We start from the raw sequence: 25678 nt of genomic DNA on the forward strand, positions 1-25678 counted from the left end.
AAGGACAGAATTATTAAAGGCTCACTCTTTGCGGCACCGCTGTTGCTGCTAATTTCGATGTCTTTCGCCTGTCAGGACAAACACTGGACAGGACGCTTTACTGTCGAACCTGAACAAAATTCAGGTTTTCCAAACCAGGGCTTTTCTATGAAGCATAACCTGAACACATTGTCGGGCAAGCCGTATGTCACTACCGACATAAACGACTATTCAGGATCGGATTCGCCGCTCTATAGTTCACGACATATATCGTTTATTTATAAATTAAACAGAAGCATCATTGAGTCAATTTCCTGGCATTTGCTTTGCGCTACTCAGCTGCTGGTTGCTAACGAAGTGACCCTGATTGCCAGAGACGACCCACTAAGCTTAGCCCTTTATTCAAAGTTACCTGCCGAAATAATTGTCACAGTCGGCTGGCTTTTAAATAGCTATTGGAGGGCTGATTCACCGCTCTTTAACCGAATACAACAACCTGATCTGATCGCACAACAGGCGAGTCAGAACCACCTGCCTGCGATTACTGTTATGATGTTAAACTCCGGATATAAACCATCAAACTACCAGCCATCACAATCTTCCAGCCAGCGGCCCCCTCAAGCCACCAGCCAATCAGTAAGCTATTTCTCTCATACCTTACATTCTAACTCAGGCAAAGGTAACGGAGACCCTCAACAACACCGTCATACGCTGAGTTTAAATTGTTTCGTCGATCCTTGTCATGGCGTTTGTCAATTCCGATCACTATCCGATAACAGAGGGTCTGATGAAAGTTTGCAGAATTCCCTGGAGACAGGTCAGGCAGAAGCATCTACCAGACAGAGCTCATGCCCTGATGTACCCTATGAATCCTACTTAGGCTGTATCGGCTATCTTGATCCTGTAAACGACAAAGATTCCCGAAAAAACTCACCTGTAGAAACATCTTGTGATCTTTTTGACATTGAACATCCATACGACTCTGGAAATATGTTTGATATAAAGGCCTATGACATTGATAACGACCCAGCCAACTTCAACTTTATAGACCCAATGAGTGCCGAGGCTGGCTTTAAAGATGACACAGGCGGAACACTCAATGATGACGCATCAATGCTCAGGAATGATTACGCTCCCCGGGAATTAACTTCGACTTGTCAGTCAGCCCTGTTGGATCACAGAAGAAAATACCGAAGGCAAAAAGTCTGTGACATGGCCATAGTCGGAAATGATGGCCAAACCCTGTCGGATCAGAAAATAAAAAAAGACTACTCCAGACAAAAAATCTGTGGCTATACCGTGATCAGGGAGGATGGCCTGGAAGGGCCATGCGAAAAGATCTGCAATAATAGTAAAGCCCTGAGGAAGCACAAAAGAAAGCATCGTAAACGCAAGCTTGATGATCTAAGACAAGTCGATAGCTTCAGTCTTTGATCTGACACCCAAAACTCATAAGGGAAGCACAGATACATACTTATTTCTTGATCTATCCTTCCTCTCTGTAAACCAGAATGCAAGGATAGAATTATTCAACACTTACTCTTTACTGCACTGCTTTTGCTACCGTTGTCTTTGGTCTGTCAGGCCGAGCCATGGACAGTGCGTTTTACTGTCAAATTTGAGCAGAGCAAAGGCTCTCAAAAGCAAAACTTTTTTATAGAGAGTGATCGCCGTACTTTGTCGGGCATCCCGTCAGGCAGCACCGAAATAAACGTCCATGAAGGATCATATTTTTCGCCTGATTATAAACGACATAAACACATCGATTACGAAGTAAAAGCCACTATCATTGAATCGATTTCATGGCAATGGCTCTACGCTTCTAGTCTGCTGATTGCTTATAAACTGATCCTGACTATCAAAGACATGCCCTTAAATTCCAATCCTTATTCATGGTTACCTGTAGAAGTGATTGTCGGCTGGCTGTTAAAAAGCTACTGGAAACCCGATTTACTGCTGTTTAACCCGATTGACCAACAAGCAGCATCTATATTGAGACACGGGGGTCAGCCATTTGCGCCCATCACTACAATGTTTGGCTCCGGACATAAATCGTCACAACACCCGTCATCAGAATCATCCGTCCAACAAGCCCCACAAGCCAATAACATACCTACAGGCTATTCAACTCATCTTCTGTATTCTGACTCTGGCGACGGTAATGATGGCCCTGAACAAAACTCACACACTTTAGGTTTAAATTGTTTCGTCCATCCCTGTCATGGCGTTTGTCAATTCCAACCAGCATCCGATAACAGCTGGCCCGTTGAATGGATGCTTAATTCCGAAGAAAATTCGACAAACTACACAGAAGCAGCACCCGGACAAAGCTCACACCCTCATTTACTGGAAGGACACTGCTTAAATTGCATAAGTCAAAGCCAAACCTTTCAGTCTCAGGCTCATCAGCCTGATGATGAGCCAATGTCCCAGGTGGCACCAGCCACTACCGATGATGTGATTATAATCACCGGGTTACTCAATCTACGTAAAAGTAGTTCTCTCGAAGAAACCTCAACTTCCTCTGCACTCACTCATTTGCCCTCTCCATTGGAGACATCAGAAACACAACAAACAACAGAATCATCTCAATTGAGTCAGAGCCCACCTCGCTTTTCCAAGACAGGCACAGCACAGAGCACAGACCACACTCGGCAACGAAGCTGTGACGTGACCATAGACGAGAAGAATGGCCAACAGCAACCCAGCGGGAAAATCTTCAAGGGCACTCAAGCCTTGTCAGCTCACAAAAGGTTTAGCCATACAGGACAACATACCTGTGACTTAACTGTGGTCGGGGAGAATAACCAGCAGCGACCATGCGGGATTGTCTGCAAAAATGCTCAAGCCCTCACCGATCACAAAAGAAGATACCACACCGGGCAACAAACCTGTGACGTAACCGTAGTCGGGCAGGATGGCCAGAAGCGCCCTTGTGGGGCAGTCTGTAAGAATGCTAAAGCCCTGTCGTCTCACAAAAGCGGCATCCACAGGGTGCAACAAATCTGTCGCACAACAGTGATCAGGAATGGCCAGCCGGAGCCATGCGGGGAGCTCTGCAGGACAGCTAAAGCTCTGGCAGGACACAAGCGCAGATACCACAGCGGGAAAAAAACCTGTGACTTTATAGTGTTAGGGGAGGATGGTCAGCAGCGGCCATGCAAAAAGGTTTACAAAAATGCTCAAACTCTGTTGTATCACAAAGGAAAAGAACACGGCAGGAAAAAAACCTGCGATATGATGGTGTTCACAGAGGATGGTCAGCAGCTGCCATGCAGAAAAGCCTTTGGCAATGCTAAAACGCTGTCGTATCACAAAAGAAAAGAACATACAGGACCACAAACCTGTGACGTGACTGTGGTTGGGGAAGCTGGCCAGCAACTGCCGTGCGGGAAGACCTGCAACAATTTTCAAGCCCTCTTGAATCACAAGAAAGCATGCCACACAGAAAAACTTATCTGTAACTTAACTGTGGCCGGGGAGAATGAGCAGCCGCAGCCATGCGGGAAGGTCTGCAAAAATGCTCAGGCCTTGGTGGATCACAAAAGAAGACACCACACCGGGCGGCAAACCTGTAACGAAACCGTCGTCGGTAAGAATCGCCAGCTACGGCCTTGCGGGCGAGTCTGCAAGAACGCCAGAACCCTGTCAGCTCACAAAACCAGGCTTCACAGACAGCAACGGACCTGTCACTTGACAGTGATTGGGGAGGATGGCAAGCAGCGACCATGCGGAAAGGTTTTCAAGGATGCTCAAGCGCTGTCGGATCACAAAAGAATGCATCGAAAACGCAAACCTGCTGACGGGAACCTGGACAATGAACTCAGTCATCAAGAAGGTAAAGTGAGTAAGTAACCATCTGACTCCAATCTTTTCGTGAAGTTTTGCCCTGTAAAGCCTTTAGTTTCTGACAGAAGTTTTTGAATAGAAAAACACGCGAATTGTCTTGATCTATCCTTCCTCTCTGTAAACCAGAACTCAAGGATAGAATTATTAAACACTTACTCATTACTTCGCTGCTTTTTCTGCCACTTACGTTTTCTGTCGTCTGTCAGGCAGAACCGTGGACAAGATTTTTTACTGTCGATCTTGAACAGAGTACAGGATCTCAAAAGCAAAACTTTTTTATACATCCTGAACCCAATATATCGTCGGGCACCCCGTCAGAAATCACCAAAACAAATGTCTATAAAAGATCAGACTCACCGCCTGACGATAAACAACATAACGCCTGCAATTACGGGGTAAAAACAACCATTATTGAACCGATTTCATGGCAATGGTTCAACGCCGCGAATCTGGTAATTGCTTACGAACTGATCCTGACCATCAAAGACACGCCCTTAAATTCCAATCCTTACTCGTGGCTACCCGCAGAAGTGATTGTCGGCTGGCTTTTAAAAAGCTCTTGGAAACCTGATTTACAGCTGTATAACCCGATTGAACAGCAGGCGACATCCATGTTGAAACAGAGGAATCAACCATTTGCGACCATCACTACAATGTATGGCTCCGCACATAACCCTCGACAATACCCGTCATCAGAAGCAACTGGCCAGCAAGCCCCACAAGCTACTAACAACCCTACAGGCTATTTCACTCATCGTCTGTATTCTGACTCAGGCAACGGTAATGAAGATCCTGAACAAAACTCACACACTTTAGGTTTAAATTGTTTCATTCATCCCTGCCATGGCGTTTGTCGATTCCGACCAGCGTTCCATAGCAGTGAGCCCGCTGAATGCCCCCTGAATTCCGAAAAAAAATCGACAGACCACATAGAAGCAGCACCCGGACAAAGCTCACGCCCTCATTTTTCAAACAGTCACTGCTTGAGTTGCAAAAGTGATTTTGATTCTTTAAAGGCTACAGATTCGAGACAAATCCCGCCTGTCGATACATTGAATGATCTCTCTCCTAGTCAGTACCAACAGGCTTCCTGCCAACCCTTTCAGCCTGATGAAGCGGGAATGCCTGAGAATTTACCTGCCACCTCTGCTGACATGATTATAATCGACGGGTTACTCAATCTACGTAAGCAGCCTCCTCTCGAAGATGCCAGAAACTCACTGACCATCAACAATTCTTCCACTCCAATAGGGACTTCAGAAATACAACAAACAACAGGATCATCCCAACCGGGTCAGAACCTGCCTCTCTCCCGTACAGCCACGAAGCAGACCTCAGACCGCAGCGGGCAACAAACGTGTGGCTTAACCACCATTGGGCAGGATGGCCAACCGCAGCTTTGTGGTTCAGTCTGCAAGAATGCCAGAGCCCTGTCGTCTCACAAAAGTGGCATCCACAGGGTGCAACAAACCTGTCACTTAACAGTGCTCGGGGAGGATGGTCAGCAGCGATCATGCGGGAAGATCTGCACAAACGCCCAAGCCCTGTCAGCTCACAAAAGAAAAAGCCACACCGGAGAACAATTCTGTGACGTAACCATGGTCGGGCAGGATGGCCAGCTGCAGCCTTGCGGAGAAGTTTGCGAGAATGCTCAAGCCCTGTCATCTCACAAAAGCAACATCCACTGCGGACAAAAAACCTGTGACGTCATCGTGGACGGGCAGGATGGCCAGCCGCAACCTTGCGGAAAAGTTTGCAAGCATGCTAAAAACCTGTCGGATCACAAAAGGAAAGACCACAGCGGGCAACAAACCTGTGACGTTACCCTGGTCGGGCCGGATGGCCAACTGCGACCGTGCGGGGTAGTTTGCAAGAATGCTAAAAACCTGTCGTGTCACAAAAGTGGCATCCACAGAGTGCAACAAACCTGTCACTTCACAGAAGTCGGGGAGGATGGTCAGCAGCAGCCATGCGGGAAGGTCTGCAGAAATGCTCGAGCCCTGATGTATCACAAAAGAAAAGAACACACGGGGCAACATGCCTGTCACTTGACCGTGGTCGGGAAGGATGGCCAACAGCGACCATGCGGAAAGCTCTGTAAGACTGCTAAAGCGCTGTCGGATCACAAAAGAATACATCGAAAACGCAGACCTGCTAACAGGGACCCGGACAACGACCTCAGCAAGGCGGCAAAGTGAGTAAGTAACCGTCTGACTGCAACCCTTTCGTGAGGCTTGCCCTGTACAGCTATAGCCTCCTGGTTTCTGGCAGAAGTTTTTTAATAGAAAAACACGCTGATTTTCTTGATCTATCCTTCCTCTCTGTAAACCAGAACGCAAGGATAGAATTATTCAACACTCACTCTTTTCTGCACTGCTTTGCCTGCTAGTGCCATTGTCTGTCCTCTGTCAGGCAGAACCCTCGACAGGGCATCTAAAAATCGACCATGAGCAGGGTGCAGGATCTCAACAGAAAAACTTTGTCATGAAAAGTGGCCGCCGTAGGTTTTCGGAAAACCCGTCAGACATCAGCGAAACAAAGGCCTACTCAGGATCAGATTTTCCACCTGATGATAATCGACATAATCCCTGCGTTTACGGGGTAAAAATCACTACCATTGAGTCGTTTTCATGGCAATGGCTCTATGCCACGAATCTGGCGCTTGCTTACGAACTGATCCCTACCATCAAAGACAAGCCCTTAAGTTACAATCCTTATTTATGGTTACCTTTAAAAGTGATTGTTGGCTGGCTTCTAGGAAGCTATTGGACCCCTGATTCACCATTGTTTAAACTGATTGAACTACAGTCGGCATCTATGCTGAGGCAGGGGGATAAGCCGTTTGTGACCATCACTACAATGTTTGGCTCCGGACATAACCCTCCACAGTACCCGTCATCAGAACCATCCGGCCAACAAGCCCCAAAAGCCACGACCCATCCTTCAGGCTATTCCATCCATCCAGTGTACTCTGATTCTGGCAATGGTAACGAAGACCCTGAACAAGATTCACACACTTTAGGTTTAAATTGTTTCGTTCATCCCTGTCGTGGCTTTTGTCGATTGCGAACATCAACCGATAGCACAGAACCTAATGAATGGCCGCTGAATTCCAGAGAAAATTCGACAGACCCCACAAAAACAGCACCCGGGCAAAGCTCACACCCTCATTTGACGGATGGACACTGCTTGAGCTGCGTAAGTGGTTTTGCTTCATGGCAACCCTTTCAGCCTGAGACTCATCAACCTGATGACGCAGGAATGCCCGGAAATCTATCTGCCACTGCTGATGACTTGATCATAATCAACGGGTTACTCAATCTACGCAGGCACCGCCCCCCCGGAGAAACCATCACTTCTTTTACGATTAAGCATTTGCCCTCTCCAATGGCGACTTCAGAAACACAACAAACAAGAGGATCATCCCAACTGAGCCGAACTCGCCTTTCCCAAACAGGCACAAAACAAGCCAGAGATCACAGCAAGCAACGAACCTGTGACGTGACCATAGTCGGGGAGAATGGCCAACAGCGTCCGTGCGGGAAGGCTTGCATGAATGCTCATTCCCTGTCGTCTCACAAAAGCAGATACCACAGCGGGCAAAAAGCCTGTGACATGATGGTGATCGGGGAGGACGATCAGGATCGACCATGCGGGAAGATCTGTATGAACACTCAAGCCCTGATAGCACACAAAAGAAAAAGCCACAACGTACTAAGAACCTGTAACAAAATCGTCTTCGGGCAGGATGGCCAACAACGGCCATGCGGGACAATCTGTAACGAAGCTCAAGCCCTGGCGGATCACAAAAAAAGATACCACAGCAGACGACAAACCTGTGACTTAAACGTCGTCGGGCAGGATGGCCAGCTGAAGCCCTGCGGAGTAATCTGCAAGAATGCTGCAACCCTGTCGGCTCACAAAAGCACTATGCATATGGGGCAACGAGCCTGTCAACTCACAGTGGTCGGAGAGGATGGTCAGCAGCGACCATGCGGGAAAGTCTGTAAAAATGCTCGAGCTCTGAAGTATCACAGAAGAAAAGAACACACAGGGCAACAAACCTGTAGCATGACCGTGGTCGCAGAAAGTGGCCAGCAACAGCCATGCGGGAAGATCTGCAAGAGCGTTCAAGCTCTCTCAACTCACAAAAGAATAGTCCACACTGGACAACAAACCTGTGACCTGACCGTGGTCGGGAATAATGGCCAGCAGTGGCGATGCGGTAAGGTTCTCAACAATGCTCAAGCACTCTGCGATCACAAACGAAGACACCACAGCGGGCAAAAAATCTGTGAAGCAACCTTGGTCGGGCAGGATGGCCAGCTTCGACCTTGCGGATCAGTCTGCAAGAATGCCAGAGCCCTGTCGTCTCACAAAAGCAGTATGCACAGGACACAAAAGACCTGTCACTTAACAGTGATCGAGGATGGACAGCCGCAGCTATGCGGGAAGCTCTTCAAGACTGCCAGAGCTCTTTCAGAACACAGAAGAAGATATCACGGCAGGCAACAAACCTGCGACAAAACCGTGGTCGGCGAGCATGGTCAGCAGCGGCCATGCGAAAAGCCCTGTAAGAATGCTGAAGATCTGGCGAAACACAAAAGAAGAAACCACACAGGGCAACAAACCTGCGACAAAACCGTGGTCGGCGAGCATGGTCAGCAGCAGCCATGCGGAAAGCTCTTTAAGAATTCTAAAGCTCTGGCGAATCACAAAAGAATACATCGAAAACGCAAACCTGCTGATGAGGATCTGCACGATGACCTCAGTCTCCAAGAAGGTAAAGTGAGTAAGTAACCATCTGACCCCAACCCTTTCATGAAGATTTGTCCAGTTCAGCCTCTAGTTTCTGACAGAAGGTTTTTGATAGAAAAACACGCTAGTTGTCTTGATCTATCCTTCCTCTCTGTAAACCAGAATGCAAGGATAGAATTATTAGACACTTACTCTTTACTGTACTGCTGTTTCTGCTGCTGCCATTGTCTGTGCCATCTCAGGCCGAACCTTGGACAGGTCGTTTTACTGTGGACCTTGAGCAGAGTACAGGGTTTAAAAAGCAAAACTTCTTTATAAAGAATGACCGTCGTACATTTTCGGGCAACCCGTCAGAAATTATCGAAAAAAACGGCTATGCAGGACAAGACTTTCTGCATAATCATAAACCCTGCAATTATGGGGTAAAAACACCCCTCATTGAGTCGATTTCATGGCAAAGACTCTACGCCACGAATCTGTTGATTGCTTATGAACTGATCCTGACCATCAAAGACACGCCCTTAAATTCCAGTGATTATTCATGGTTACCTTTAGAAGTGATTGTCAGCTGGGTTTTAATAAACTACTGGAGCCCCGATTCACCCGTGTTTAAACCGATTGAACTACAATCGGCATCTCTTTTGACACAGGAGGATCAGCCATTTGCGATCATCACCACAATGTTCGGCTTTGGACATAACTCACCACAATACCCATCACCAGAATCAACAGGCCAACAAGCCCCACAAGCCACTAACAACCCCACGGGCTATTTCACTCATCTTCTGTGTTCTGACTCTGGCAATGGTAACGAAGACCCCAAACAAGACTCACACACTTTAGGTTTAAACTGTTTCGTCAACTCTTGTCACGGCGTTTGTCAATTACGACCAGCATCGGATAGCAGCGGGCCCTCTGAATCGACGCTGAATTCTGAAAAAAATTCGACAGACAACACAGAAGCATCAGCCGGTTGCATCAGTGATTTTGATTCTGTAACCGCTAGAGATTCTCAGCCCCGAACTCATCAGCCAGGCGATATGCAATTGCCCGGGAATGTGTCTGCCACCTCTGATGATTTGATTATAATCAGCGGGCTACTCAATCTGGGTAAGAGTCAAAGCCCACCTCATCTTTTCCGGACAGACAAAGTACAAAGCAAAAACAGCAGTGGGCAACGAATCTGTGACGTAACTGTCGTCGGCCAGGATGGTCAGCCTCAGCCCTGCGGGACAGTTTGCAAGAGTGCTAAAACCCTTTCGTCTCACAAAAGTGGCCTCCACAGAGGGCAACAAACCTGTCATTTAAAAGTGGTCGCGGAGGATGGTCAGCATCGGCCATGTTGGACGGTCTGGAAAAATGCTCGAGCCTTAGATTATCACAAGAGAAAAGAACACACAGGACAACAAACCTGCGACGTATCAGTGATCCGGCAGGATGGTCAGCAGAGGCCATGCGGGACGGTCTGCAACAATGCCCAAGCCCTGAACGATCACAAAAGAAGGCACCACAGCAGGCAACAAACCTGTGACGTAGCTGTCTTCGGCCAGGATGGCCAGCCGCAGCCCTGTGGGGCAGTTAGCAAGAGTGCTAAAGCCCTGACGGATCACAAAAGAAGACAACACGGCAGGCAACGAATCTGCAACATAACAGTAGTCGGGGCAAATGGTCAGCGGCGACCATGCGGGAAGGTCTTCAAAGATGCTTCAGCTCTGTCGCATCACAAAAGAAAAGAACACACAGGCCAACAAACCTGTAACTTAACCGTGGTCGGGTTGAATGGTCAGCCGCGGCTATGTGCAAAGCTCTGCAAGAACGCTAAAGCACTGTCAGATCACAAAAGAATACATCGTAAACACAAACCTGCTGATCGGGGCCTGGACGATGGCCTCGGTCATAAAGAAGGTAAAGTGAGTAAGTAACGACCCGTCTCCTGCCTTTCATCAGGTTTTACGTTTTGCAGCCTTTTATTTGTGACACTCCCCGCCTTGTCGAGGATGTCGTAAAAGCCAAAATTCAAATCCAGTAAAGCCCTTCCCTTAGCAAAGTATGATGCTTTGCTGGGTTTCTTTCCCGACTGACCCATTTTCTATTGGATAACCGGTAGTATTTCCCAGCTTATCGGCTCTAAAACTTTACCTTAAAGAGGCGATGCAATAAGAGATAAACTACTGAAGTCTGGCAACTCAGGCTGTAAGCATTACACCGTACATAGTTGGGATTTAAGTGGCAGGGATGGCCAGATAAATGCAGGATGCACAACAATCAACTGAAAGAAAATTCAGGCATGGTCTATCAGTAACACTCTTTGTCTGGTTCATGATTCTCTCGCTGGGACCTATTACGGTGATTGGTTTCAACGAATACCGCCAGGGTAAGCAAACAATAGTTCAGACTCGTTATGAGCAGTTGAGTACCGTCAACCAGTTATTGAGTCAGCAAATTAATGATTATTTTGACTCAGTAGTGACCAACCTGTTTATCAAGGCCGGGGTGGCCCGGGATTTTCTGTCGCACCTGATCAAAAGTCACAGCGATCTCAGGAAATCAACGGAAACGTTCATTAATTCTGACGGTTACAACCAGATTCTGGACCAGTACTCCAGTGAGTTTGTGGACTTTTTACGTTACTACGATTACTCCGACCTGATTTTGGGGGATACGGAAGGTAATATTCTCTTCACCGTGAATGCCTACGACGATCTGGGCAAGAACATTTTCAATGGAACTCTTGCCAACACCTCATTTGCAAAAGCTGCACGCGAGAGTCTTGAAGATTTGGTACCTAAGTACGCTGATGTGACTGCGTATCCACCCATTGGAGACCAGAAAGTCAGTTTTTTTATTTTGCCGCTGGTGGACGAGAGAGAGAAAGCCATTGGTTTTTTGGCGGTTCAGATTCTGGCTCACAACGTTCAGGACATTTTTGAGAGTGAAAACCAGTTTAGTGATGCTCTGAAATCTTATCTTATTGGTGAGGATGGCTACATTCGCTACGGTACAGACCTGGATTCAAGCCAGTCCATGATATTGAAAGCAGATAACATCCTGACGCAGGACTGGATAGCTCATATTGATGTCGAAGGTGTATTCCATGAAATCCATGACCATGACACGGAGGATGAAAGTCACGGTCTTGATAGCGATGCAGAGTTGAATGAGCTTTTTGGCGGAGAGCTTGATCTTCACTCGGAAGCCTCCGACAGTCATAAGGTCGATCAGCATTTTCATATCAAGAGCTACACCAATGTTTACGGCGAGAGGGTTCTGGGAACCTTTTATGCCATTGAGGTAGCCGGCACACCTATGGCACTTATCTCTGAAGTAAGCCAGAAGGATGCCTTCGACTCAGTTGTTCAGTTCAGAAACCGCCTGATCTATATCACAGCCATTACAGCCCTGATTGTTATTCTGATTGCACTGGTCATTACCCGAAGGTTGGTCAGACCTATCAGAGCCATCACGGCCTGGGTCAACCGGGTTGCGTCGGGAGATTATGCCCAGGGAGCTGTGCTCAGTGGCCACAATGAAATCAGTGACCTGAGTCGCAGCTTCTCTGAGATGACGGAGAAGTTGAGAAATGTCATCAGTGATAACGATCGCAAGAGCTGGCAACAGGAAGGTCAGGCAGGCTTGAATAACTGTATGAGGGGAGAGCAGGAGTTATCAGAGGTCTGTAAAAACATCGTTTCCTACCTTGCCCGTTATCTTGATATGCAGACGGGTGCCATGTATGTCATGGATGATGAGAAGCGGTTGCAGCTGATGGCATCCTACGCCTGGAAAAAACGCCAGCAAAGCAAAAACAGTTTTGAGATTGGGGAAGGTCTGGTGGGTCAGGCAGCTATGGAGAAACAGGCCATTGAACTGACCAGCATTCCCGAAAATTACATCAAAATTGAATCGGGGTTGGGCAGTACATCTCCAAAAGTGATTATTACCGTACCACTTGTCTATGAAGGAGAAGTTAAGGGTGTTCTGGAGTTTGCCCTTATAAGGGAGCTGACGGATGAGCAGAGAGGCTTTCTGGAAGATGCCCTTGAGAGTGTCGCTATTGGCATCAATTCTGCCCAGTATCGAACTCGTGTCAATCAGCTGCTCGAAAAGACCACACGGCAATCGGAAGCCATGAAAGAGCAACAAGAAGAGTTGCGTTCTGTGAATGATGAGCTGGAAAGCCGTGCCAGAGTGCTGGAAGAATCTCAGGAAGAACTGAAAGCCCAAAGTGAGGAAATGCAGAAGTCTAACGCTGAGCTGGAGGAGAAAACCGAGCTGCTTCAACAACAGAAAGCCGAGATTGAACGCAAAAACCTGGATATTGAGCTTTCAAGAAAAACCCTGGAAGACAAGGCAAAAGAGCTGGAACAGGCCAGTAAATACAAGTCTGAGTTCCTGGCCAATATGTCCCATGAATTACGCACGCCTCTCAACTCACTGCTCCTTCTGGCGCAGATGCTCGCAGATAATGACGAAGGTAACCTGAATGAAGACCAGATTGAATCCGCGCAGGTGATTTACAGCGGTGGTAAGGAACTTCTGGATCTGATCAACGACATTCTCGATTTATCCAAGGTTGAAGCCGGTAAGATGAGTATCAACCTTGAGGATATGGATATCGAAGAGTTGTGCTCCAGTATGCGGACTCTGTTCAAACCTCTGGCTGATAACAAGGGGCTGGATTTTGCTGTGGATATTGATCCGGGCACGACCAGGGTGATTCTCTCCGATAGCCAGAGAGTTATGCAGGTTCTCAAAAACTTCCTGTCAAATGCCTTCAAGTTTACGGAGCAGGGTGGTGTCTATATTCGGGTCTTTAATTCAATCCGCAAGACAGACCATGGCAATGAAACCTATGTCGGTTTTGCGGTCAGGGATACCGGGATAGGGATCCCGAAAGAAAAGCAGGACGCTGTGTTTGAAGCATTCCAGCAAGCGGATGGCTCCACCAGCAGAAAGTACGGCGGAACCGGGTTGGGCTTGGCTATCTCACGTGAGCTGTCTTCTATGTTGGGTGGTTATATCGGCATAGAGAGCGTTGAAGGAGAAGGGACAACGTTTACTGTGTATCTGCCTGATAATGCCGTCTGCTCACTTGATGGCGGAGAAGTGATGGCTGACAGTCATTCATCCGCTACCAGTGACGGTTATCAAAAAATAGCCTCTGCTGCTGAAAAAAAAGCCAAAGCTCAACCCGCTCCTGAAGCTGAAAAAATTGCGACCAAAAAGAAGACGTCAGAGGCTGGCAAGAATATTTTGATCATTGAAGATGACCAGCACTTTTCGGATATCGTCAAACAGCTTTCCGGCAGCCATGGTTATCAATGTCTGGTGGAGGCCAGTGGTAAAGAAGGGATTCAGACAGCGATCGAAGAACAGCCTATGGCTATTATCCTTGATCTGGGCCTGCCAGATATGGATGGTGAAGAGGTGCTCAGGCAGTTGCAGAAGAATGAAGCGACAAAAAATATACCGGTGCATATCGTGTCGGGTCGTGATCCTGATGAGTCAGAGCGACAGGGCGCGGTTGGGTACCTCGTCAAGCCGGTGTCTATAGATGATCTGGAAATGGTTTTCAGCACGCTTGAAACGGTTCTGTCAGAAGATATCCAACATGCCCTGCTATTGGACAGTGATGCAGAGAGTCGATCGCACCTGGCGAAAATGCTGACAGAAAAGGGGATGAACATCGCCGGGGTCTCATCCGCTGAAGAAGCCGAAAAGTCGATGGCAGAGAATCAGTGGCAGTGTCTGGTGATGGATGTTGATTTACCCGACAGCAGTGGTCTGGAGTTTTTACAGAAACTGCAGGAAAAGATGGGCGACAATATGCCATCAATCGTCATTCATACCGATAAGAAGTTGTCGACTGAAGACCAGAAAGAGCTGCAGAAATATACCCGTGCTCTGGTTATGAAAGGAGATTACGCTTCTGAGAGGGTGATGGATGAGGTCAGTCTGTTCATCCATTCGGTTGAAAAGTCGGCTCCCGCTGAATTCAAGCCAGCAGCAGAGACCCTGAGTAACAAATCGCTGGAAGGTCATAAAATCCTGCTGGTGGATGATGATCTTCGTAATACCTTTGCATTGTCGAAGGGCTTGCAGGGGCTGGGGCTGGAAGTGGTCATTGCTGACAATGGACAAAATGCCCTCGATAAGCTTGATGAAGAAGACGGTATTGAGCTGGTGCTGATGGACATCATGATGCCGGTGATGGATGGCTATGAAGCCATGACCAAAATGCGTGAAATTGAACGGTTTAAGAGCATGCCAGTCATTGCATTGACAGCCAAAGCCATGTCCGATGACAAGGCGAAGTGCATAGAAGCAGGAGCCAATGATTATATGACCAAGCCAGTGAATATCGACAAACTGACTGAAATGATGAAAGTCTGGTTATTTAAATGACAGAACCCGTGGATTCGGATCAGGATTTTGAACTGAAACTACTGCTAAGGGCTGTTCAGGAAAAGTATGGTTATCAGTTTGGCAGCTATGCCAGGGCATCCTTAATGCGCCGTGTCAGAAGGCACATGAAAATGTCGGGTGTTCAGCACATCAGTGACTTGATTCCATTGTTTCTTCATGATGAATCTGCTTTCGCCGCTTTTGTTAAAGATATGTCAGTGGTCGTGACAGAGATGTTCCGGAACCCTGATTTCTTCAAGTCTCTGAGGGAAAACATAGTCCCGATTCTGAAAACCTACCCGTTTATCAAAGTCTGGCATGCAGGTTGCGCCAGTGGGCAGGAAGCATACTCCATGGCTATTCTCCTCGATGAAGAGGGTCTGCTGGATCGCAGTCAGATCTATGCCACAGACTTTAACGATCAGGCATTGCGTCATGCCAAAACCGGTATCTATCCCGAAAAAGAGATGGCCCTCTACGAAGAGAACTACCAAAAAGCAGGGGGCAAGAAAGAGTTATCAGATTACTGTCACAGAGGGTATGACTCTGTGAAGTTCAATGGACGACTGACCGAGCATATTACCTTTGCTAATCATAATCTGGTCACAGATGGTGTATTCGGAGAAATGAACCTGATTCTCTGTCGAAATGTACTCATTTATTTCAATCAGGAGCTTCAGGATCGGGTACTGCAACTGCTGTTTGACAGCCTGTGTTCCAGAGGCGTGCTCTGTGTTGGCAAGCGGGAAAATATTCTCTTCAGTGCCATCAGTAATCAGCTGGAAGTAACGGATCGGGACCAGCGTATCTACAGGAAGAGTCTCTGATGAACGACGGGGTTGTGGTGATCGGAGTCTCTGCCGGAGGGCTTGCGGCACTGGAATTCCTGCTCCAGAAGCTGGGAAGTCATTTTGCTTGCCCCGTTGTTATTGCCAAACACCTGGCATCAGGTGATGAAGAGGGTTTATTAAACGTTCTGGACAAAACATCACCACTGGCGGTCAGTATTGCTTATGACAAGCAGAAGATGACCGACAACCATGTTTATCTGGCTCCCGGTGGTTACCACTTGCAGATTGAGGACAGGGAAACCCTGAGTTTGAGCATGGATGAACCCGTCTGTCATTCGATACCGTCGGTGGATGTTCTCTTTCAATCCGCTGCCGATGTTTTTGCCACACAGGTGGTGGGTGTCGTCTTAACCGGCGCCAATAGAGATGGTGCAGAGGGTATCAGGGCAGTTAAACAGGCCGGTGGAATAACCATTGCCCAGAATCCGGAAACAGCCGATATGCCAGTCATGCCCAATTCAGCTATTGCAACCGGTTGTGTAGACCATGTGCTGGACTTGAGTGATATTGCTATCTGTTTAAAAGCCGAGAATTTTAAACCTGGGACTTGACTGAGTCAGGAGGGCTGTCATGGATGACAAGCCAAGAGTTAAAATTCTGGTCGTGGATGATCGTCCCGAGAATCTGCTGGCCATGAACAAGCTTCTCAAGCCGTTGGGGGCCGAGATCCATAAAGTGGACTCTGGTGAAGCGGCTTTGTCAGAAGTTCTTCATCATCATTTTGCGGTGATCCTTCTGGATGTGCAGATGCCGGGCATGGATGGTTTTGAGACGGCAACTTTGCTTCACAGCAATAAGCAGACAGCCAGTATTCCTATCATTTTTGTGACCGCCCTTAACAAGGATCAGGCCTATATCAATAAAGGTTATCAGGCGGGTGCGGTTGATTATCTGCCAAAACCAATCAATCCGGATATCCTGTTGGGCAAGGTTAAGGTGTTTCTGCAATTGGAAGAACAGCGAATTGAACTTGAGCAGGTCTCCAGGAAACTTCGCTGGATCAGTCGCAAGAACAAGCTGCTGTTGGATAATGCCGGTGAAGGAATTGCCGGTCTTGATCCCGATGGCAGGATCTCCTTCATTAATCCAACCGCCTGCGCCATGCTTGAGGGAACAGAAGAAAATCTGCTGGGAAAACACATCAGTCAGTTTATCTACGACACTCAAGGAGAAGAGGCTCTGGAAAAGTGGCAAGAGTCAGAGATTCGTGAGAATACCATGGTCGGTGGAGGCGTCTTTCAAACATCCGAGAGACAACTCTGGACGCTTTCCGGAAACAGCTTCGCCGCAGAATACAATATGGCGGCTATTGTTAATGACAGACAGAAAGTGCAGGGTTGCGTTCTATTATTTCAGGACATTACCGAGCGTAAAAAGCTGGAAAATCAGTTGTTGCTGATGGCGAAATACGACAGTTTGACAGGGCTGGCCAACAGGACACTGTTCAGAGAATTTTTGGGTACTTCACTGGCCAGGAGTCAGAGGCGTAATAAGAGCACCGCTGTCATGTATCTTGATCTGGATCACTTCAAGGAAATCAACGATACCCTCGGACACGATGCTGGAGATCTTTTGCTGAAAAGTGTTTCACAAAGGTTGCAGGAGTGCGTCCGTGAAGGTGATCTGGTGGCCAGATTAGGTGGGGATGAATTTGCCATTATTCTGGATGATGTGGCGGAGGCTTCGGATGCCAAACTGATTGCAGAGAAAATTCTCACCTCAATCCGGGAGCCCCATGATCTTGATGGCGAAGCCAGACACGTAGGCACCAGCATCGGAATTGCAACGTCTGAAGATACCGGCTCCGACGCCGAAGCTTTGCTTAAGGCTGCCGATCAGGCCATGTACGTGGCCAAGAAAAGCGGGCGGGATGATTATCGGCTGGCGTCTGAGCTGGACAGTGAAGAGAGGGAACGGGCAGAACAGGGCAACTAAACGACACCTGAACAGACCCGGGTGGCTCTATAGATCTAAGGCCTGGGGTCATCGACCTTTTCCAAATCAACAGGCTTGTGTCGTTTTTAATCAAGCGGCACAGCTGATTCTTTATAGTCATCTGTATCGCTAATATCTGACGGGTTGCCTGACAGCAACAGCAGTATCGCAAAGAGAGAGTGTTTAATAATTCCACCCTTGCATTCTAGCAGCCTGTCGGACTTAAGACTGTCCTACTCGGCAACTGCTCCTGCGTTTCTCTAGCTCCTGCATCCATGCAGTCGTGCGGTTGCAATAAATTGGTCTAAAAATCCCTGTTTCTTCGTCAAATAGCTCGCTATTCTCCTCAGAAACAGAGATTTTTATCCTCAATTTCTTGCAATCCTCGCTACGGACACTTAAGTCCGAAAGGCTGCTAGGAGCCTGACCGAGAATAGACTGCCCTACTGCGGCGGCAGCAAATTGGTCTGAAAATCCGCTTTTGTTCGTCAAATAGCTCGCTATTCTCCTCACAAAACCGAATTTTCATCCTCAATTTTCTGCCGTCCTCGCTACGGGCGCTATTCTCGGTCAGGCTCCTAGTGTTAAAACCAAAGGTTGCACCGGACAAAACCTCATCAAGAACGGGTGTCAGTTCAGGGAGAGTCATTGTTATTATCCGCATCGTCATGCGTACGTTTTCGGTGCTCTCTTTGGTGATCAAACAGCGTTTGGTCACTCTTGCAGATCTTCCCGCATGGTTGAGACCGGCCATTACTAACCACGATCACGTTACAGGTTTTATGTCCGATGTGGGATCTGCTTTTGTGAGACAACAATGATTCGGCACTCTTGAAGACTTTTCCGCATGGCCGTGGCCGACCACCCTCTTCGACCACGTTTACGTCACAGGTTTGTTCCCCGGTGTGGTATCTGTTTTTGTGAAGCGACAGGGCCTTGGCACTATGACAGACCTCACCGCATGACCGCGTCTGACGATCCTCCCCGACCACTATCAGGTTACAAATTGAAAGACCTTTGACGCTTATATGTTGTGTTGCGCCTGTCCGGGTAACATTGGGTTGATTGTGATTCGAGTGGAGTGATTCAGTGGTTGTTTGTTGTGTCTCTGAATGGGCAGGGGTTAAGAAAAACTCGTCTTGTTCGTGAGGATTCTGATGGTCAATTATCCTGTCAAAGACCGTAAAATCATTGGTGGAAGGCAAATTCCAGGGCGCCGGTACATCAGGATTGGGGTTCCCGTTATAGGCTGCCTCTGCAATCACTGAGCCTGAGGCGACCCCGTCTGAGGCGACCCCGTCTGAGGCGACCCCGTCTAAGGCGACCCCGTCTAAGGCGACCCCGTCTAAGGCGACCCCGCCAAAAGAGAGGGAATCAATGTAAGGCTCCTGAAACGGCTGCTCAGAAGTATCTTGAAGTTGAACGTCAGACAGGTCACTCAATACAGTGTTGCCTGTCGATCGTTCTGGTGAACCCATTGTCCATTCAGCTGGCATCCTGATATCGGATGATGGTCGCAAGCGGCAAATGCCGTTACAGACCAAACAATTTAATCCCAGTGTATGTTGGTTTTGCTGATAACCTCCGTTGCCATCGTCATCACCAGAGCCAGAAGGCGGTGGGCCAAGGGAAGAGCCTATATTGTATTGGCTTGTCCCTGAAGCTCTGTGACCGGATGATCCCGATGAATGGCGTTGTTGTTGGCCTTGTTCAGGAACAGGAACAACCATCATAATAATGCTCGAAAACGGCCTATCCTGACTCGTCTCCTGTTGTTTAGTCGGATTGAACAGCAGCGAATCAGGGTTCCAATAGCTTTTCAAAAGCCAACCAACAACGACCACCATTTCTGCAGGAAGCCATGAATAGGAGGTAGCGCTTATAGGGGCTACTTTGGTGGTCAGGGTCAGTTCGTAAGCAACCAGCAGGTTAGTGACGTAAGGCAACTGCCATGAGATCGACTCAACAAGGGTCGTTGCTAACCTGTAGCTGAGCGATAAATGTCGTTTATTGCTAGTCAGAAGGAATGGCCCTCTATGGTCATTTGTGTCGACAGTCTCTGGCAGATTGCCGGGCAATGCACTCGGGTCATGCTTTATAGAGAAGCTCAGGTTTGGAGAACCTTTTTCCTGCTCAAGCGCGACAACAAAAGAATTTGTCCATGTCTCGGCCTGACAGATGAGAGACAAAAACGGTAGCAGCAACAGAGCTGCTAAAAGGAGTGAGTATTTAATAAATCTGTCCCTGCGTTGTTGTCTTCAGGGAGAAAGGATAGATCAAAAAATTAAGTGTGTTTGTCTGATAAAAGCCTTTTGTTAATAGTCAAAGTTCGCACTGAGGAGACCTTTGTGCGCCGAAGTGGCCGTCCATCCACTCCGATCAAGGTCTTGCCAGAGTCAGAATAAAAAGGGGCAGTGAAAAAGCCTGTTTTTTATTCAATTTGCATTTTTTTAGAGCTAAGTTTATCGTTCTTGTTCATATCAACAGGCTTGCGTTTTCGATGTGTTTTTTTGTGATCTGACAGAGATGCAGCACTCTTGCAGATCATCCAGCATGGTTGCAGCTGGCCATCTTCTCCGGTCACGGATATGTTGCAAGTTTGTTGCCCTGAGTGCTCTCTTCTTTTGTGCTCAGTCAGGTGCTGAGTACTCTTGCAAAACTTTCCGCATGGTCGCTTTTGGCCATCCTTGCCGACTGCGATTATGTTACAAATTTGTCGCCCTGAGTGCTCTCTTCTTTTGTGATCTCCCAGAGTTCTCGAGCTCGTGCAGACATTCCCGCATAGCTGCGGCAGGCCATCCTCTCCGACCAGAGTTACGTCACATATTTGTTGCCCGCTGTGGTTTCTTCTTTTGTGATCAGACAATGCTTTGGCACTCTTGCAGACCATTCCACATGGCCTTGGCTGGCCATCATCCCCGACCATGGTGAAGTCGCAAATCTTTTGTCCGCTGTGGGCGCATCTTTTATGATCCGTGAGGGCTTTCTGGTTGTTGCAGATCGTTCTGCATGGTCTTGGCAGGCCATCCTCCCCGACCAGGGGCATCTCGCAGATTATTTGCCTGGTATGTTCTCTTCTTTTGTGTTCTTTCAGGGCATGAGAACTTTTCCAGACCGAGCCGCATGGCCGCTTATAGCTACCGTCTCCGATCACAGTTATGTCACAGACTTGCTGCCCGGAGTGGTATATGATTTTGTGTGATGATATGGATTGAGCATTCTTGCAGACTGTTTCGCATGCTCGAAGCTGGCCATTCTCACCGACCATTATTACGTTACAGGTTTTTTGCCCGCTGTGGACTCTGCTTTTATGAGACGACAGAGATTGAGTGTTCTTGCAGACTTTTCCGCAAGGTCGCGTCTGGCCATCCTTGCCAGCCACTGCCAAGTCACAGGTTTTTTGTCCGCTATGGATGCCTCTTTTGTGTTTCGACAAGGCCTGAGCACTCTTGCAGACCATCCCGCATGGTTTCGGCTGGCCATCTTTCCCGAACACGGTTTCGACACAGCTTAATTGCCCGTCAGGTCCAGTTGTACAGGCTGCTACTACATTCAATGGGTTTGTGGCGATCCAGTTTGAGGCGACCCCGTCTAAGGCGACCCCGTCTAAGGCGACCCCGTCAACAGAATTACGGATATTGACTGAGTTGCTATCAATTTTATGTTCAGTTTGTCGTTCAAGTAATGGGCCAGCATGGCACTGGACTTGAATGTCAGGCGGATCTGTTTCGAAAGGCAGATTATGGTCGGAACCTGCAGCGTTTACAGGATCAGAATAGTCTACACAACTAAAACAGTATCCATCAGTCAAATGGGGGCACGAGCCTGGTTTTAATTTTGCTTCTGTGTGCCCTGTCGAATTTTCTACGAAATTGTGTGGACATTCTTTGGGTCCTCTGTTGCCGGATGACTGTCGTAATTTACACGCGCCATAACAGGGATAGACGAAACAATTTAAACCCAATGTATGTAAGTGTTGTTGAGGTCTTCTGCTGCCGCTGCCATAGTCGGTATTCAGTGGGCTGGTGTAAGAGCCTGTGAACTGGTTAGTTGTCTTTGGGGATTTCTGTCCGGATGATTTTGATGGCTGGCATTCCGGTTGGTTATGTCCAGAGCCAAACATCATATTGGTGGCCGTAAAGGACTGATCCTGAAGCAGCTCTTGCTTTTCATTCGGGTTAAACGGCGTTAAACCAGGTGTCCAGCAGCTTTTTAAAAGCCAACCGACAGCGCTAACCACTTCTACAGGTATCCATGAAAAATAGGTAGAGCTTAGAGGAGCGTCTTTGATGGTCAGGATCAGTTCATAACCAACCAGCAGGTTAGTAACATAAAGCCATTGCCACGTAATCGACCCAATAAGGGGTGTTCTTACGGCGAAGCCGCTAAGTCTGTGTGGTTTCTCATAAGTTAGTGAATCGGATTCTGTGTTGGCCATATCAGATGGGTTGCAGGGCAGAGTGCGCCGGTCAGGTTTTACTGAAAAGCTCTGCTTTGGAGAACCTGTATTCTTATCAAGCTCGACAACAAAACGTCTTGTCGACGGTTCGGCCTTGCAGATGAAAGACAAAGACAGAAGTAGCGACAGCGGTACAGCAAAGATAAAGAGTTTAATCACTCTGCCCTTGCATTCAAATTCAATCATCGTCCCGATTCCACATCAACAGGCTTGCGTTTTCGATGTACCCTTTTGTGATCCGTCAGGGCTCTGGCACTGATACAGCCGCTTCCGCACGGCTGTGGCTGGCCATTCTTCCCGGCCATGGTCAAGTCACAGGTTGGTTTCGCGCTGTCGTCTGTGGTCTGTATTGCATCTGCCAGGGAAAGATGAGGCAGGTACTGACTCCCATTGGGGTGGCCCTCCTTGAGTAAAGCATTGACTATAACCAAATCATCAGCACTGATTGGCAAATCCCCGGCTGTTGGCACATTATGATGGAGTTGTCGGCCTGTCTGCTGAATTAAGAGGCCATTCAGCGGACTCGCTGCTGTTGAATGATGATCGGAACCTGCAAATCCCATTACAGGGATAAACGAAACAGTTTAAACCCAAAGTATGCAGTTGTTGCTGAGGGCCACCGTCACTGCCGCCAGAGTCAATATAAAAGGGGCTGCTGAAAGAGCCAGTGGATTGGGGGGGGGGCCTGTTAAAAGCCAGCCAACAGTGTTAATCACTTCTACAGATAGCCATGAATAAGGAGTGGTGCCCGGAGGTGTATATTTAGCAAAATCGTCATAAACCCTCGCCCAATCGAGGGTGTCGCAAAACCCCGCAAAAGCCGGTAATCTTAGATAAAGCAGTTTTACCGGCTACCTCATGACAACAAGACGCCAAATTAAGATTAATAACGACCCTCAGCTGGATATTTTCTCAACAGCAGCTCGCAACTCTGATCAAAGCTCTTTCAAGGAGTCTTGCAACTCAGATGACCAAGCTCAAACAAGACGTTTTATTGCTCCAGACGTAAACTCCATTACCCTTGGCAATACAAGCTTAAAAGAGCATCTTGAGTTAACCGACCAGAAAGCACCATTCACTGTCGCTAGTCTTCTTGATGAACAGGATTGAAAATGGATCAGTCGGGAAAGAAACCCAGTAAAGCATCATACTTTGCTAAGGGAAGGGCTTTACTGGATTTGAATTTTGGCTTTTACGACATCCTCTAAAAGTACGGGGCTTTCCGCTCATTCAGGTAAATCATAGAGAGGATTTAGTCAGCAAGCGATCACCTCGACACGGTGTCATTGCCTCTGACCTGTTTAATACTCTGGCAGCCATTCAGGTTTTTCTGGGCAAAACAGCTGAAGCAGAAAAAACCATTCAACAAGGCTTTGATTTTGAACCTGACAGCACCATTTACAGCCTTCAGGATGCCCGGCACGATCTCGGAATAACTGATGAGCGTGTGCTTCAGGACTTCCCTCCCAAGTCACCCTGAAGCTTCTTGTCCAATCAATAAATTGTCTTGACCAGCCAGACCATGATGCTGGCCAGGCTGTAAAAAGAGCAGGTTAACAAAGCAACTTCCTGAAGGGACAGCCGATCATTCGAAACTTCCATAATGCTTACCTCGTACTTCATAATCGCTATTCAACATTACAATTCTCAGTGTAGCGATCAGAATCGGCGCCCAAATGGCCAGCAAAACTTCAGAAGCCTGATGCTAACAGGTGTCCAGTCTGTTTCGATCCTGTTAGTCTCCATAAGCAGGAATAGATGAACGGTCTTTTGATAGTCCAGACAAACTGACTGGCTGTTTTTCGCCAGAAAAGTGTCAGGCTCCCAGATAAGCCTTCTGGACAGCGTCGTCCGCCAACAGTTCATCACTGTCACCCTGCAGCACGATACGACCGTTTTCCAGAACATAACCCCGGTCTGCCAGTCTCAGAGCCTGATTAGCATTCTGCTCCACCAGAAAAACCGTAACGCCTTTTTCCCGGAGGCGTTCAATAATTTCAAAAATTTGCTGGATAACAATCGGAGCCAGCCCCAGGCTGGGCTCATCCAGTAACAGCAAATCCGGGCTGCTCATCAAGGCTCTGGCGATCGCCAGCATCTGCTGCTCTCCTCCGGACATGGTGCCACCTCTCTGGTACAGCCTCTCCTTCAGACGAGGGAAAAGCTCCAGTACAAATTCATAGTTTTTTCGAAAAGGCTCGCCATCCACAAAAAAACCACCCATAGTCAGATTTTCTTCGACGGTCAGTCTGGAAAAAATTCTCCGCCCTTCTGGCACAACAGCAATGCCTGAGCGCATGATTTCGGAGGTAGGACGACCCACTAACTCTTTCCCTTTGTAGAGTATGGAGCCAGATTCGGCCCTGGGCTCACCACAAATGGTCATCAGCAATGAAGACTTGCCAGCACCATTGGCGCCTATCAGAGTGACAATCTCACCTGCCGAGATATCTACGCTGACGGCAGCCAGAGCCTGGATCTTTCCATAGAAGGTTGACACATTTCGAATGCTGAGAAGTGGTTCAGGTGCTGACATACTGCTACTGCCCTTTATTTATTCTGATTGTTATCTATTCTAACTGTCTTGAGGAGTCATCGAAGATCGGAAATACGTCCGCAAGACAGCCCGAAGACTCCGGGACTATTACTACTGGAAGTCCCCAAAAATTTGTGACTATCCTTCACCCAGATAAGCCTTGATCACCTCAGGGTTGTTGCGAATATCCTGTGGTGAACCTGAAGCCAGAGGACGTCCCTGGTTAATGACATAAATCCGGTCAGAAATATCCATAACCAGCTTCATATCATGTTCAATCAGTAGCACAGTGACACCATGATCCCGTCGCAGATCAGAAATAAGCTCGTCCAGCTCTGCTGTCTCATTGGGGTTGAGACCAGCGGCTGGTTCATCCAGCATCAATAACTCAGGCTGAGTGACCATACAACGGGCAATTTCCAGTCTGCGTTGCTGTCCATAAGCCAGATTACCCGCTTCACGATTGGCAAACTCGGTCAGACCGACCTTATCCAACCAGAACTCTGCTCTTTCCATTGCTTGTTCTTCACTACGCCGATAACCCGGGGTCTTAAACAACCCCGCCAACAACCCTGTATTCAGATGTCGGTGCTGGGCAACCAAAAGATTTTCCAGCACGCTCATGCCCTTAAACAGACGCACATTCTGAAAAGTTCTCACAACACCGAGCCGGGCTATTTTATAACCCGGCATCTTTTCGATAGCCTGACCTTTGTACTGAACAGAGCCACCAGTCGCCTTATAAAAGCCCGTAAGACAGTTAAAAACGGTCGTTTTTCCGGCACCATTGGGCCCGATCATGGAAACAATTTCACCCGGACAGATTTTCAGCGCCATCTGATCCACAGCCAGCAGTCCGCCAAAGCGCATACTCAGATCAGAAACGTCCAGTAAACATTCACTCAT

The 25678-nt window shown here is 47.9% G+C and carries 16 protein-coding genes; 10 read left to right on the forward strand and 6 right to left on the reverse strand.

The annotated features are described in order from the left end of the window. The first annotated feature begins 57 nt into the window (after window positions 1–57). The 9 genes from ACO6V5_RS14570 to ACO6V5_RS14610 all read left to right on the forward strand — a co-directional run bounded on the left by ACO6V5_RS14570 (window position 58) and on the right by ACO6V5_RS14610 (window position 17777). The gene (locus ACO6V5_RS14570) at window positions 58–1413 is read left to right on the forward strand and encodes a hypothetical protein (protein ID WP_422411201.1); all 1356 of its coding nucleotides are present in this window, start codon (window positions 58–60) and stop codon (window positions 1411–1413) included. Between the two features lie 132 nt (window positions 1414–1545). Further along, a complete protein-coding gene (locus ACO6V5_RS14575; RefSeq protein WP_422411199.1) occupies window positions 1546–3834 on the forward strand; it encodes a hypothetical protein in 2289 nt (762 codons plus the stop codon). A 605-nt stretch (window positions 3835–4439) separates the two neighbouring features. Next, entirely contained in the window at window positions 4440–6026 is a 1587-nt protein-coding gene (locus tag ACO6V5_RS14580; RefSeq protein WP_422411197.1) for a hypothetical protein, read from the forward strand. A 286-nt stretch (window positions 6027–6312) separates the two neighbouring features. Beyond that, window positions 6313–8628 (forward strand): hypothetical protein, encoded by a 2316-nt coding sequence (locus ACO6V5_RS14585; protein ID WP_422411195.1) that lies wholly within the window; start codon window positions 6313–6315, stop codon window positions 8626–8628. 227 nt (window positions 8629–8855) lie between these two features. After that, complete coding sequence (locus ACO6V5_RS14590; RefSeq protein ID WP_422411193.1) at window positions 8856–10508, forward strand: hypothetical protein; 1653 nt, start codon at window positions 8856–8858, stop codon at window positions 10506–10508. A 325-nt stretch (window positions 10509–10833) separates the two neighbouring features. Beyond that, entirely contained in the window at window positions 10834–14991 is a 4158-nt protein-coding gene (locus tag ACO6V5_RS14595) for a response regulator (protein WP_422136997.1), read from the forward strand. Beyond that, window positions 14988–15818 (forward strand): CheR family methyltransferase, encoded by an 831-nt coding sequence (locus ACO6V5_RS14600; protein ID WP_422139965.1) that lies wholly within the window; start codon window positions 14988–14990, stop codon window positions 15816–15818. Before ACO6V5_RS14595 ends, ACO6V5_RS14600 begins: the two co-directional genes overlap by 4 nt. Continuing rightward, complete coding sequence (locus ACO6V5_RS14605) at window positions 15818–16393, forward strand: chemotaxis protein CheB (protein WP_422136995.1); 576 nt, start codon at window positions 15818–15820, stop codon at window positions 16391–16393. The genes ACO6V5_RS14600 and ACO6V5_RS14605 overlap by 1 nt, the downstream gene beginning before the upstream one ends. Window positions 16394–16412: 19 nt before the next feature. Next, window positions 16413–17777, forward strand: coding sequence for a diguanylate cyclase domain-containing protein (locus tag ACO6V5_RS14610; RefSeq protein ID WP_422136994.1), 1365 nt, complete (start codon window positions 16413–16415; stop codon window positions 17775–17777). A 635-nt stretch (window positions 17778–18412) separates the two neighbouring features. Here ACO6V5_RS14610 and ACO6V5_RS14615 read toward each other — a convergent pair. The 3 genes from ACO6V5_RS14615 to ACO6V5_RS14625 form a co-directional block, all read right to left on the reverse strand. Continuing rightward, the gene (locus ACO6V5_RS14615; protein WP_422412329.1) at window positions 18413–19981 is read right to left on the reverse strand and encodes a hypothetical protein; all 1569 of its coding nucleotides are present in this window, start codon (window positions 19979–19981) and stop codon (window positions 18413–18415) included. Between the two features lie 227 nt (window positions 19982–20208). Next, complete coding sequence (locus tag ACO6V5_RS14620; protein ID WP_422412327.1) at window positions 20209–22422, reverse strand: hypothetical protein; 2214 nt, start codon at window positions 22420–22422, stop codon at window positions 20209–20211. Further along, window positions 22419–22799, reverse strand: a complete 381-nt coding sequence (locus tag ACO6V5_RS14625) for a hypothetical protein (protein WP_422412325.1) — start codon at window positions 22797–22799, stop codon at window positions 22419–22421. The genes ACO6V5_RS14620 and ACO6V5_RS14625 overlap by 4 nt, the downstream gene beginning before the upstream one ends. Before the next feature lie 295 nt (window positions 22800–23094). On the opposite strand from ACO6V5_RS14625, the gene ACO6V5_RS14630 reads away from it, so the two are divergent. Next, a complete protein-coding gene (locus ACO6V5_RS14630; protein ID WP_422412323.1) occupies window positions 23095–23346 on the forward strand; it encodes a hypothetical protein in 252 nt (83 codons plus the stop codon). A gap of 384 nt (window positions 23347–23730) precedes the next feature. On the opposite strand, the gene ACO6V5_RS14635 is transcribed toward ACO6V5_RS14630, so the two are convergent. The 3 genes from ACO6V5_RS14635 to livG all read right to left on the reverse strand — a co-directional run bounded on the left by ACO6V5_RS14635 (window position 23731) and on the right by livG (window position 25678). Further along, a complete protein-coding gene (locus ACO6V5_RS14635) occupies window positions 23731–23859 on the reverse strand; it encodes a hypothetical protein (RefSeq protein WP_422442174.1) in 129 nt (42 codons plus the stop codon). A gap of 193 nt (window positions 23860–24052) precedes the next feature. Beyond that, window positions 24053–24772, reverse strand: a complete 720-nt coding sequence (locus ACO6V5_RS14640) for an ABC transporter ATP-binding protein (RefSeq protein WP_422412321.1) — start codon at window positions 24770–24772, stop codon at window positions 24053–24055. 138 nt (window positions 24773–24910) lie between these two features. After that, window positions 24911–25678, reverse strand: a complete 768-nt coding sequence (livG, locus tag ACO6V5_RS14645) for a high-affinity branched-chain amino acid ABC transporter ATP-binding protein LivG (RefSeq protein ID WP_422139957.1) — start codon at window positions 25676–25678, stop codon at window positions 24911–24913.

It is taken from the genome of Endozoicomonas sp. ALD068 (assembly GCF_049310145.1).
In the GTDB taxonomy this organism is placed as follows: Bacteria; Pseudomonadota; Gammaproteobacteria; order Pseudomonadales; family Endozoicomonadaceae; genus Endozoicomonas_A.

What these genes read in the sequence shown, in the direction of transcription:
- ACO6V5_RS14585 (WP_422411195.1), top strand. Translation starts at nt 6,313, where the DNA reads ATGAAAAGTGGCCGCCGTAGGTTTTCGGAAAACCCGTCAGACATCAGC.
- ACO6V5_RS14640 (WP_422412321.1), bottom strand. Translation starts at nt 24,772, where the DNA reads ATGTCAGCACCTGAACCACTTCTCAGCATTCGAAATGTGTCAACCTTC.
- ACO6V5_RS14605 (WP_422136995.1), top strand. Translation starts at nt 15,818, where the DNA reads ATGAACGACGGGGTTGTGGTGATCGGAGTCTCTGCCGGAGGGCTTGCG.
- ACO6V5_RS14620 (WP_422412327.1), bottom strand. Translation starts at nt 22,422, where the DNA reads ATGATTGAATTTGAATGCAAGGGCAGAGTGATTAAACTCTTTATCTTT.
- ACO6V5_RS14630 (WP_422412323.1), top strand. Translation starts at nt 23,095, where the DNA reads ATGACAACAAGACGCCAAATTAAGATTAATAACGACCCTCAGCTGGAT.
- ACO6V5_RS14625 (WP_422412325.1), bottom strand. Translation starts at nt 22,799, where the DNA reads ATGGGATTTGCAGGTTCCGATCATCATTCAACAGCAGCGAGTCCGCTG.
- ACO6V5_RS14610 (WP_422136994.1), top strand. Translation starts at nt 16,413, where the DNA reads ATGGATGACAAGCCAAGAGTTAAAATTCTGGTCGTGGATGATCGTCCC.
- ACO6V5_RS14635 (WP_422442174.1), bottom strand. Translation starts at nt 23,859, where the DNA reads ATGAAGTACGAGGTAAGCATTATGGAAGTTTCGAATGATCGGCTGTCC.
- ACO6V5_RS14580 (WP_422411197.1), top strand. Translation starts at nt 4,440, where the DNA reads ATGTTGAAACAGAGGAATCAACCATTTGCGACCATCACTACAATGTAT.
- ACO6V5_RS14595 (WP_422136997.1), top strand. Translation starts at nt 10,834, where the DNA reads ATGCAGGATGCACAACAATCAACTGAAAGAAAATTCAGGCATGGTCTA.
- ACO6V5_RS14600 (WP_422139965.1), top strand. Translation starts at nt 14,988, where the DNA reads ATGACAGAACCCGTGGATTCGGATCAGGATTTTGAACTGAAACTACTG.
- ACO6V5_RS14570 (WP_422411201.1), top strand. Translation starts at nt 58, where the DNA reads ATGTCTTTCGCCTGTCAGGACAAACACTGGACAGGACGCTTTACTGTC.
- livG (WP_422139957.1), bottom strand. Translation starts at nt 25,678, where the DNA reads ATGAGTGAATGTTTACTGGACGTTTCTGATCTGAGTATGCGCTTTGGC.